The sequence below is a fragment of the Pseudomonas brassicacearum subsp. neoaurantiaca genome, from assembly GCF_013608025.1.
Classification (GTDB): Bacteria; Pseudomonadota; Gammaproteobacteria; order Pseudomonadales; family Pseudomonadaceae; genus Aquipseudomonas.
Window position 1 is genome coordinate 272,511 of the sequence record NZ_VDLV01000064.1, and the last position, 10,541, is coordinate 283,051.

At 62.2% G+C, this 10,541-nt stretch carries 8 protein-coding genes; 3 read left to right on the forward strand and 5 right to left on the reverse strand.

Annotated elements, in window-relative coordinates:
• Window positions 1-120: 120 nt before the first annotated feature.
• A complete protein-coding gene (locus FHK92_RS27475; protein ID WP_181291012.1) occupies window positions 121-1,638 on the reverse strand; it encodes an AhpA/YtjB family protein in 1,518 nt (505 codons plus the stop codon).
• A 133-nt stretch (window positions 1,639-1,771) separates the two neighbouring features.
• Between FHK92_RS27475 and serB the strand changes: the two genes are divergently transcribed.
• On the forward strand, window positions 1,772-2,986 hold the full coding sequence (gene serB, locus FHK92_RS27480; RefSeq protein WP_181291014.1) for a phosphoserine phosphatase SerB: 1,215 nt from the start codon (window positions 1,772-1,774) through the stop codon (window positions 2,984-2,986).
• Between the two features lie 163 nt (window positions 2,987-3,149).
• On the opposite strand, the gene FHK92_RS27485 is transcribed toward serB, so the two are convergent.
• The 4 genes from FHK92_RS27485 to FHK92_RS27500 all read right to left on the reverse strand — a co-directional run bounded on the left by FHK92_RS27485 (window position 3,150) and on the right by FHK92_RS27500 (window position 8,320).
• Window positions 3,150-4,910, reverse strand: a complete 1,761-nt coding sequence (locus FHK92_RS27485; protein ID WP_181291016.1) for a molecular chaperone — start codon at window positions 4,908-4,910, stop codon at window positions 3,150-3,152.
• A 134-nt stretch (window positions 4,911-5,044) separates the two neighbouring features.
• Entirely contained in the window at window positions 5,045-5,905 is an 861-nt protein-coding gene (gene asd, locus FHK92_RS27490) for an archaetidylserine decarboxylase (RefSeq protein ID WP_181291018.1), read from the reverse strand.
• Between the two features lie 17 nt (window positions 5,906-5,922).
• Window positions 5,923-6,738 carry a rhodanese-like domain-containing protein gene (locus FHK92_RS27495; protein ID WP_181291019.1) on the reverse strand — a complete coding sequence of 272 codons (816 nt, stop codon included), beginning with the start codon at window positions 6,736-6,738 and terminating at the stop codon, window positions 5,923-5,925.
• Between the two features lie 43 nt (window positions 6,739-6,781).
• Complete coding sequence (locus tag FHK92_RS27500) at window positions 6,782-8,320, reverse strand: HDOD domain-containing protein (RefSeq protein WP_181291021.1); 1,539 nt, start codon at window positions 8,318-8,320, stop codon at window positions 6,782-6,784.
• A gap of 167 nt (window positions 8,321-8,487) precedes the next feature.
• Here FHK92_RS27500 and motA point away from each other — a divergent pair, with 167 nt between their 5' ends.
• Together motA and motB are read left to right on the forward strand one after the other, a co-directional pair.
• Window positions 8,488-9,339: a flagellar motor stator protein MotA gene (gene motA / locus FHK92_RS27505; protein WP_003197198.1), complete on the forward strand. Its 852-nt coding sequence runs from the start codon at window positions 8,488-8,490 to the stop codon at window positions 9,337-9,339.
• A 3-nt stretch (window positions 9,340-9,342) separates the two neighbouring features.
• Window positions 9,343-10,383: a flagellar motor protein MotB gene (gene motB, locus FHK92_RS27510; protein WP_181291023.1), complete on the forward strand. Its 1,041-nt coding sequence runs from the start codon at window positions 9,343-9,345 to the stop codon at window positions 10,381-10,383.
• The last annotated feature ends 158 nt before the right edge of the window (window positions 10,384-10,541 follow it).

Consider the following 10,541-nt stretch of genomic DNA (forward strand, 5'->3'; position numbering starts at 1 on the left):
CCCGGCAAGCCACAGATTCAATGTGGGAGCGAGCTTGCTCGCGATGAGGCCAGCGAGGCCAACAAAAAAGCCCGCAGACAATCACTCATCTGCGGGCTTGATCATTTCAGGGTCCAGGCCTCAGGCCTGGCGCTCATGCATCCGCGCCAGTTGCCGCTCCAGCATCGACGGATAAGGCTCCATCAAACGCTCCACGCAGCAAGCGCCTTCGGGGCTGGCGATGGGGCGTATACGCGCGCGTTGGCGGATCAGGGCGTCGTCGTTGATCTTGCGCTCCACCAGCAACAGGTTGCGGCTGTGCTGGGAGAGGGCCAATGCGTCCTGGGCGGTTTCGGTCAGCAACAGGTCGATCTGGCTCAAGCCGTACAGCCCGTCGCCCAAGGTCAGGCCCAGTTGCAATTGCAGGGTAATGCCGCTGTCGGCGACTTCGATTTGCAACTGATGACCCAGCGCCCGCAGCAGTTCTCCGCAGCAGATGGCGTTGGTCAGGTAGTCGTCGCCGCTGTCCTCGGTGTGGAACAGCATCAGCGTGCTGCCATCATTCAAGGTATGCAGTTCGCCTTGATAAAGCGATGCGGCCTGATCGAGGCAGTCGCGATAGCGTTCAAGCAACTCCTTCAGGCGTGCCTGGGGCAGGCGGCGCAGTTGGTCCTGGGCGCCCAGTTGCACGGCCAGCACGGCGCTGTGCTGGGGCAGGTTCGAGGCGACAGGGCGGGCAGCCGGTTGAGGGGCGCCGGCCACCGAGTCGTCTCGCAGGTCGGCAAAGGCGTCGTCGTCTTCCTCGTCTTCGACCGCACGCACCATATGACGCGGCGCAGGGCGGGAGACAGGCATCGGCTGGCTTTCGTCGAAGCCCGGGTCACGCAGGTTGCGGACCTCGAAGCCTGGCTCGGCATCGTCTTCGTCGACGTAATCGATGTCTTCAGGTTCCGGCACAGGTTCCGGTTCCGGCGCAAAGCTGGCGTGGAGTTGCCGGGCCAGGTCGCCGATCTCGTCCTGGCGCTGCGTGGCTGGCGTGTGTTCGTCGATGTCACGCAGCCAGACGCGCAATTGCAGCAACGGCGTGGAGATGTGCCGTCCCAGGCGCAGGCTCAAGGCCAGCGCCAGCGCCAGCAGGATTGCGCTGAGGATGCCCATGCTTTGCAGGCTGATGGTCATCGGTTGCTGGAACTGGTCCATGTCCAGGCTGATGCGCAGTTGCCCGGCAGTCACGTCCTGGAAGGTAATCTTGCTCTGGTACATGCCGCCGGTCTCGCCCAGCAGGCCGGGTTTGGGACGCTGGCCGGCCTCGGCGAGGATGCGGTTGTCCACGCTGTAGATGGCGGCGTGGGCGACCAGCTTGTTCTTGGTCAGGTTGTTGAGCAGCACGTTGAGGCTGAGGATGTCGTTGGACACCAGCAGCTCGGTGGCGGACGTGGCGGTCTGGGTGGTCAGGCTTTCGCCCAGGGCATCCGCCTGCTCGTGCATGGCCTGCTTGAATTGCAGGCCCATCACGCAGGCATAGATGACCAGGGCCAGGGCGACCAGAATCACGTTATGGCTGGCGATGCGCAATGCAATCGGCACGCGACGATGGCGCAATGCACGGAAGATCAGCAGGAAGAAGTTGTCGGTTTTGACTGGCGTGGGCCGGTTCACTGAGCTCGGCTCTTTGTCCGTGAAATTGACGCGCAGTATAGCGACAGGCCCATGACCGGCAAAGCACTGGCGGTGCCCGATGGTCACTGAATGTGAGTAGAATGCGGTTTTTTTCCACCTGCGGGGGTGCGCCTTGCGCGAAATCGTCCTGATAAACATCACTGGCAGCGACCGTCCGGGTCTGACTGCGGCCATTACCGGCGTTCTGGCCCAGGGTGGTGTGAACATTCTCGACATCGGTCAGGCGGTGATCCATGACACGCTGTCGTTCGGCATCCTGGTTGAAATCCCGGACGCCGAACAGAGCAAGTCAGTGCTTAAAGACATCCTGTTCACGGCCTACAAGCTCGACCAGCAGGTGCGTTTCACCCCGGTGTCCGAAGCCGACTACCAGCATTGGGTGGCCGGCCAGGGCAAGAAGCGCCATATCGTGACGCTGTTGACCCGCAAGGTGACCGCCGAGCAGTTGCAGCGCGTCAGTTCGATCACCGCCCAATACGGGCTGAATATCGACCACATCGACCGACTGTCCGGGCGCATGCCGCTCGATACCCCGGCCGACCAAGGCAAGGGTTGCATCGAATTTTCCGTGCGCGGCGAACCCGCTGATCCTCAAGCGCTGCGCGCCGAATTCCTCAGCGTCGCCCAGGAACTGAACGTCGACATCGCGTTCCAGGAAGATTCGCTGTTCCGCCGTAATCGTCGCCTGGCGGTGTTCGACATGGATTCGACGCTGATCGAAGCCGAAGTCATCGACGAACTGGCCAAGGCGGCGGGCGTGGGCGACAAGGTTTCGGCCATCACCGAGCGAGCCATGGCCGGTGAGCTGGATTTCCGCGCCAGCTTCAAGGAGCGCCTGGCATTGCTCAAAGGTCTGGACGTCAGTGTGCTCGACTCGATCGGCGCATCACTGCGGCTGACCGAGGGCGCCGAAACCCTGTTCGCCGAACTCAAGCGCCTGGGCTATAAGACCGCCATCCTGTCCGGCGGCTTCACTTATTTCGCCAAGCAACTGCAGGCCAAGCTCGGCATCGATTACGTGTTTGCCAACGAACTGGAAGTGGTGGACGGCAAGGTCACCGGGGTTGCCGTCGAGCCGATTGTCGATGCCCAGCGCAAGGCGGACTTGTTGCGCGAGTTGGCCGAGAAGGAAGGCCTTCGCCTGGAACAGACCATTGCCGTGGGGGACGGTGCCAACGACTTGCCGATGCTGGCCATTGCCGGCCTGGGCGTGGCGTTCCGCGCCAAGCCGCTGGTCAAGCAATCGGCCCGGCAAGCGATTTCAACCTTGGGGTTGGATGGGGTGTTGTACTTGCTGGGCTTCCGCGATCGCGACGGGCAGGTTTGAGCAATAGGTCCTTTTCGCACAGACCTGTGGCGAGGGAGCTTGCTCCCGCTGGCCTGCGCAGCAGGCCCCAATGCGGCCAACCTGAAACAGCTGGGTTTCAGGTTTAGGGCCGCTTCGCGGCCCAGCGGGAGCAAGCTCCCTCGCCACGGGATCGTGCAGTCTTTTAAAGCGACTTCCACAACGAATCGAAATCCCCGTCCTGCGTACCGTCTTCCCCGCTGGTGCCTGAATCTTCCTGGCGATAAGCAAACTGGTTGAAGCTGTGGGTGCTGGTTACCCGGCGATCCAGGCCCGCGCGGCGTTCCTGACCGTTGGTGTTGATCAACACCTTCTGGCCTTCCTGGAAGGGCAGGCGCGGCGCGATCACGGTGGGTGGCAGGTCGATGGCGCTTATCTCGGGAAGCAACAGCCCACGCAGATAGTGCCCTTGTTCGTTCTGCTCGCGAAGCAATTGCAGGCCACAAGGCTGGGCATGCGGTGCGACCAGCTCAATGCCCATCTGCATGGCGCCATTGCGCACCTGGCGGATCCAGCGCACCACGGCGATGCTCCAGCTCTGGTCATTGGTGTCCCGAATGCCGACCATCTCACCGGCCTGCAATTGTTCCGGTACTTCTTTCGGCCAGCCAAGGCAATAGCCGCCGGGGCTGTGGTTGATGATCGGCAGGTCGTAGGTGGGGAAATGATGTCGGTTGTCAGAGCTGGCGCCATCGTCATCGGTCGGATTGACCGGGTATTCGATTTCTTCATAGGGCAAAAGCTCGCTGTCACCTGTGGGCGCGGCGTCGAAGGCCTGGCCCCAAGTGTCATTTTTCTTTGTCGGCGAGGCCTCGAAGTGCGCCTTGCGCGGGCCAGGCGTCTTGAGTATCTCGTTGAACGAACGTTCTCCCCCAAGGTAGTAATGCAGCGCGCTCATGCCCACGCACAACGTCAACGTACCGTTGCCCTCGGTGCGCTGGAAGCTGCGTTCTGCGGCCTCGCCCCAGGCGGCTTGCAGGTGATGCAGCGTATCGGCGCTCATGCCGGCGGGGACCGTCAGGGTCGATTCGACAGGTTGTGCCAGGTGAGCGCTAATGGCGCGCACCAACGGCTGGGGATCGAAACCCAGCAGAGTGGGTTGCTGTTCGGCGCGGAATTTCGAGCGATAACGCGGCCCGACGTCCAGTTGTGGTGCGACCGCGAACAGGCTGGCGGCGGTGACGGCTGGGTCCAGCTTGACCCAATGGCTCCACGGTTCCAACACCTCGGCCAGCCGCGCGATCTGGCTCTGGCGCAATTGATTGCTACGCGAGGCGCCCAGCAACAGGGCAACCACGTAGGTCTGCTCGATATTCAATTCATGAATCTGGCTCGCCAGCTCGTCGCTGACACTCAGGTGCTGCAATTTGTGTTGGCAGGCGATCCGGTACAGCTGGTGCAAATCGAGCCAGAGGCCTTCCGGCACCGGGCTGTAGAGCTGGCTGGCGCGCAACAGGGTTCCATTGAGGGCATGTGTCGCCCGCTGCAACGCCGTGGCCAACAGGCGCGCCCGGTCCTTGGAGAATTTTGCCGAGATTCGCCCGACGATCTGCTTGTAGCCCATTGCCAAGTGGGCTTGCAGCGCCTGGCACAGGTTGACGATCTTGCGCGAGCGGTCATCCAGCACGATGGCTTGTTGCAGGAAGTGTCGCTCAAGGTGTTTGCAGACGTAATAAACCTCAGGCCGCAGCAGCTCCAGCAATTGCAGGCGGTTATCGCTGGGCGTGAGCAGTTGGTTCAGTTCGCCGAGCGCCTGGTACAGCAGGCGGGCGGTTTCGCCGATGTTGGCCTTGGGCAGGTTGGCGATCCAACGCTTGAGGTCGCGTGGCGTGGCATCGCAAAAGGACAGGCGCGACTGGGTCGGTGTCGATACGCGAAGTAGCTGGAGAGGGCTGGTCTCATTCATGCCGTGGGCGGGCTCCGGCGGGAAATGAAAAGGATATTTCCAACTCTAGCAGCTGTGGGCGAAAGAGATGCTTTGTGATTATTGAATACCCTGTGGGAGCGAGCAAACTCACTCCCACAGGGTTGTTTTCCGGTTCAGGCAGTCGGCAATGCCAGGGCCTGGCCCATCTGCACGGGCGAGCCGGCCACCAGGTCTTCGGCCCATTTCATCTGCTCTGGACCAAACAGCACGATGGCCGTCGAACCCAGCTTGAACCGCCCCAGTTCGGCGCCTTTTTCCAGATGGATCGGCGCGCGGGCGGCTTCGTCGTAGCGGAAGGTCTTCAGCTCGCGCTTGGGCGGCGTCACCAATCCGGCCCAGACGGTTTCGATGGACGCGACGATCATCGCACCCACCAGCACCACGGCCATGGGCCCGCGCTCGGTGTCGAAAATGCACGCGACGCGTTCGTTACGGGCAAACAGTTCCGGGACGTTTTCGGCGGTGGTCTGGTTGACCGAGAAAATCCGGCCCGGAATGTAGACCATTTCCCGCAGTGTGCCGGCCAGCGGCATGTGCACGCGGTGGTAATCCTTGGGGGACAAGTAAATGGTGGCGAAATCGCCGCCCATGAACGGCGCGGCATTGGCCGCATCACCGCCCAGCAGTTCCAGCACGCTGAAGCTGTGGCCCTTGGCCTGGAACACCCGGCCGTGCTCGATCGGGCCGAGCTGGCTGACGGCGCCGTCGGCGGGGCTGAGGATGGCGCCGGGGGTTTCATCCAGAGGCCGTGCGCCGTCTTTCAGTGCGCGGGTGAAGAACGCATTGAAGTGCTCGTAGGCGGTGAGGTCTTCCACCAGCGCCTGGGACATGTCCACTTGGTAGCGCTTGGCGAACCAGGCGGTGAAGGCGTTTTTGAACCAGCGTACACGGCATTCGGCGATGCAGCCGGCCAGCCGCGACAGCAGGTGGTGCGGCAGCAGGTACTGGGAAAGGATGAACAAGCGGTTTTTCATTAACTGTCCTTAAATCTTCAAAGCTCGATGGGGGTGTCGGGGTGGTTGCCCCATTCACCCCAGGAACCGGCATAGCCTTTGACCCGTGGGTAACCGAGTGCCTTGGCCACCAGGTAGGTGAAGCCAGAACGGTGGTGGGTCTGGCAGTGGGTGATGACTTCTTTGTCGGGGGTGATGCCCAACTGTTCGAGGATCTGCGGCATGTCTTGGCGGATGCGCAGGCTGCGCGCCGGGTCCATGCCGGCGGTCCATTCGAAATTGACCGCGCCGGGAATGTGTCCGCCCCGGGCGGCGACGACCTTCTCGCCGGAATATTCCAGCGGGCCACGAGCGTCCCAGATCGCCAGGTCGCTGGCGCCGAGACGGCTTTGCAGGTATTCGCGAGTGGCGGTGGGCTCTTCGTGCAGCACCAGGCTGACTGGGCCTGCGACTGGCGCCGGAACGTCAACCGACACCGGCAGGCCCTGGTCCAGCCAGGACAACAGACCACCGTCGAGGTAGTGATAATTCGAATGTCCGATCACATCGAGCAACCAGATAAAGCGTCCGGCCCAGCCGCCGCCCTCGTCGTCATACACCACGTAGACCGCGCCAGGGTCATGCCCGAGTTCGCCGAACAGCGCTTCCAGGTCGGCCTTGGCCGGCAACAGGCCCGGCGCCGGGGGCTGGCCCAGTTGCGTGCGTTTAGGATCGACGAAGCGCGCGCCAGGAATGTGCCCGGTGCTGTAGCGTGCAGCGCTGGTCAGGTCCACCAGAATCAGATTGGGAGTATCGAGGCGCGGCAAGAGTTCGCTCGGCTCGATTACCAGCGGCAAGCCAGAGAAGTCAGGCATGTGAGGTCTCCTGGGGGCGCAAAGGGAAAGGATTGTAGCAAGTTCAGCGGCCGCGGTTGGTAAAGGTGTGCAGGGCCCTTTCGATGCACTGCACGGTTTTGCCGAAGGCCTGCACGGTCACGTCCGAGAACGGCCCGCCGCCCTGGTCCACGACTACCAACATGATTACCTTTCCATTGCAGGTCAGCGAGCGCAGCACCAAATGTTCGCCACGGAACAGGGCGCGCAGGCCCGGTGGCAGCAAGGCGGAAAACTGCGCGTTGTTTTCCGGCGTCAGGCGAACCTGGGCCTGCTGGGCCAGCAAGCGCTGCAAGACTTTGCTTTGGCTGATGGAAAAACTCATCGCCGCCGCTTCCTTGGGCAGGCCTGCGGTCTGATGCACGCGTACGCTGGTCTGGCTGCGGTCGGCCATCAATATCATCACCCGGCGCATGCCGCACGCCACCAACGCATTTCGGGCCGAGGTGGTCAGGTGCATGGCATTGCTGAACGGGCTCGGTTCTACCAGCAACTCGGCGCATTGCTTGCGCCAGTGGCTCAGGTCCTGTGCGCTGGGCGGGGCGGCTGGCAACAAGCCGGGGTGAACCCGGCGGCTGCCCCAGGGCCAGATCAACGCCACGGCCGGGTGCCAGAGGTCCGGCATGGCGTGATGGCGGGCGCTGGTGGCGGCTTGTTGATGGAGCTGCTGCTGGAGCTCGTCCAGAGGCATCTGCAGATACAGGCTCGTGAGGTATTGCCAACGAGCGCAGTGCGGAGTGTCCCAGGCTTGTTGCGCCGAAAGTGCCAGGCCGTTGGCCAGCAACACAGTGTTGGCTGGCTGGTTGAGCCAGCGGCGCAGGGTCGGATCGTCGTCCAGGCGATTCTGCTGGCGCAGTGGATGCTCGCTGTCCCGGGCGATACGCAGGACTTTGACCAGTTCGCGGCGTTCATTCAACAACAGGCGATAGCCTTGCATGACCCAGATTGGCAGGCGCCACGCCTCCACCAGTGCGAGGCAGATTTTCAGCAGACTGACGCCGAACAGTTCGCGCTCCACGGTACTGGCTGGCTGACCTTTGTGAATGACCCGCAACTCCCATTCCCCGAGCAGTCGCGGATGCGTCAGGGCCAGTGGCCAGAGCGGTGAAAGAAACAGCAGGCTGCCCCAGTGGATGTCCTGCCACAGCCGCGCCAGGCGGCTGGAAAAAAAGCCATTGGCCTGTTGGGTGGCGTGCTGGCTGATCAATTGCAGTTGGCGCAGGGCGACCGGTATCTGGTGTTCCGGCAACGACGGCAGGCGGGCGAGCAGTTCCTCGGTGCGCTTGAGGCCGAGGCGGTTGATGGCCACTTCGAGATTTTCTGCCGGTTCCGCCAGGGTGCCATGGGTGTGATGGTTGGCTTCGCGGATCACACTCAGGGCCAGCGCGGGGCTGCCCTGCATCAGTTCGGCGATGTCGCGCAGCGAGCGCCGGCTGTCGGCAATCGCCTTGCAGACCAGGTCATGACTGGCCTGGGGCACCGGCAGATGAACACCCTGGAGCAGTTTCAGCCAGCCTTCGAGCGTGGTTGGTCTTGGTGTCGGAACGTTCGTTTCGTTAGCCATGGTTGGACGTGATCATCGCATGGGGTCTCTGCGCCCGGAGCGGGGCAAAATTGGCTTTTCGCCGGAACTGGCTATAGTCTGGCGCAGTTTTGCCGATAAGTAGAAGAAGAGATTTTTCAGCTTCCGAATATGACCTTGAACCCGACTTAAATAAGTACTTTCTATCTATGGCTAAAATTATCGGCATCATTGTCGTGTTCGCGAGCGTGCTCGGCGGATACGTGCTTTCCCATGGCAAGATCGCAGCCCTGATCCAGCCTTTCGAGGTGATGATCATCGGCGGTGCGGCCCTCGGCGCATTCTTGCAGGCCAACCCCGGCTACATGACGATGCATGTGCTCAAGAAATCCTTGGGCATGTTCAGTTCGCGTTTCAGCCACACCTTCTACCTGGAAGTGTTGGGGCTGATCTACGAGATCCTCAACAAGAGCCGCCGCGAAGGCATGATGGCAATCGAGGGCGACATCGAAGACGCCGCCGCCAGCCCGATTTTCGCCAAGTACCCCGCCGTACTGAAGGACGCCCGCATGACGGCGTTCATCTGCGATTACCTGCGCATCATGTCGTCCGGCAACATGGCGCCCCATGAACTCGAAGGCCTGTTCGACATGGAGCTGTACAGCCTCAAGGAAGACCTGGAGCACCCATCCCACGCGGTGACTGGCATTGCCGACGCCATGCCCGGCTTCGGTATCGTCGCGGCGGTACTCGGGATCGTGGTAACCATGGCGTCCCTGGGCGATGGCGATCAGAAATCCATCGGCCTGCACGTCGGTGCGGCACTGGTGGGTACCTTCTTCGGTATTTTGGCCGCGTACGGTTTCTTCGGCCCGCTGGCCCATTCCCTGGCCCATGACGCCAAGGAAGAACTCAATGTGTACGAGGCCATCAAGGCCTCGCTCGTGGCCTCGGCCTCGGGCATGCCGCCATCCCTGGCGGTGGAGTTCGGTCGCAAGGTCCTTTACCCGGCGCACCGTCCAAGCTTCGCCGAGCTGGAACAAGCGGTTCGCGGTCGCTAAGTCATGGAAAATAACCAGCCGATTATCGTCAAGCGCGTCAAGCGCATAGCCGCCGGACATCACGGGGGCGCCTGGAAAATCGCCTTCGCTGACTTCGCGACGGCGATGATGGCGTTCTTCCTGGTGCTGTGGCTGCTGTCCACGGCGACGCCGGAACAGAAGATCGCCATCGCCGGTTACTTCAAGGATCCGGTCGGTTTTTCCGAGAGTGGCACGCCGTACATCATCGATTTGGGCGGCTCGCCCGTCCTGGCGCCGGAAAACACCCTCAACCCCGAGGTCAAGTCACAGCCCCAGCCCGACAAGGCGACCGTCGACGCCAATGAGGCTGAAGGTATGGCCGAGCAGGTCGAGCGCGAGCGCCTGGAATTGCTCCTGCAGGAGCTGCAGAACAAGGTCGAAGAGAACCCGCAACTGCAGAAGTTCAAGGATCAGATCCTGTTCGAGATCACGCCGAACGGCCTGCGCATCCAGATCATGGACGCCGAGAACCGGCCGATGTTCGACTCCGGCAGCGCGCGCCTGAAGCCTTATTTCGAGGACATCCTGCTGGCCATGGCCGACACCATCAAGGCGGTGCCGAACAAGATCAGCATCAGCGGTCACACCGATGCCAAGCCTTACATCGGCAAGGGCGACTTCGGTAACTGGGAACTGTCGGCCAACCGTGCCAACGCGGCACGTCGTGCCTTGGTGGCGGGCAGTTATCCGGATGAGCAAGTGGCTCGGGTGGTCGGTTACGCGTCTTCGGCGTTGTTTGATCGCAAGGATCCGTTCAACCCGGTCAACCGACGTATCGATATCGTGGTCTTGACCAAGAAGGCCCAGCAGGCCATCGAAGGTTCGCAAACCAACGACCTGCCGCCCGACCCTGCCCAAGGCCAAGGCGCCCCAGGCGAAGCGCCGGCGACAACGCCAGGGGCGGCGGCGGATCCGAACGCGCTTCCGGCGGACCAGCAGCCCGTGCCGGCCCATGAGTTGCGCGAACGCCTGAACCTGTTCGACAACACCGCGCCAAAACCGGCGGAGCCGCCAGCGCAGTGACCCAATAAAAAGCCGACCTTGAGGTCGGCTTTTTATTGGGTAATGTTCGCCTGAGACTTGATTGCTTTTGTGGCGAGGGAGCTTGCTCCCGCTCGGCTGCGCAGCAGTCGCAAGACCGGACAACTCGGTCTGACGGGAGACCGTTGGGGCCTGCTTCG

Coding starts and splice junctions, on each gene's coding strand:
- FHK92_RS27485 (WP_181291016.1), bottom strand. CDS start 4,910: ATGAATGAGACCAGCCCTCTCCAGCTACTTCGCGTATCGACACCGACC.
- asd (WP_181291018.1), bottom strand. CDS start 5,905: ATGAAAAACCGCTTGTTCATCCTTTCCCAGTACCTGCTGCCGCACCAC.
- FHK92_RS27495 (WP_181291019.1), bottom strand. CDS start 6,738: ATGCCTGACTTCTCTGGCTTGCCGCTGGTAATCGAGCCGAGCGAACTC.
- FHK92_RS27500 (WP_181291021.1), bottom strand. CDS start 8,320: ATGGCTAACGAAACGAACGTTCCGACACCAAGACCAACCACGCTCGAA.
- motA (WP_003197198.1), top strand. CDS start 8,488: ATGGCTAAAATTATCGGCATCATTGTCGTGTTCGCGAGCGTGCTCGGC.
- motB (WP_181291023.1), top strand. CDS start 9,343: ATGGAAAATAACCAGCCGATTATCGTCAAGCGCGTCAAGCGCATAGCC.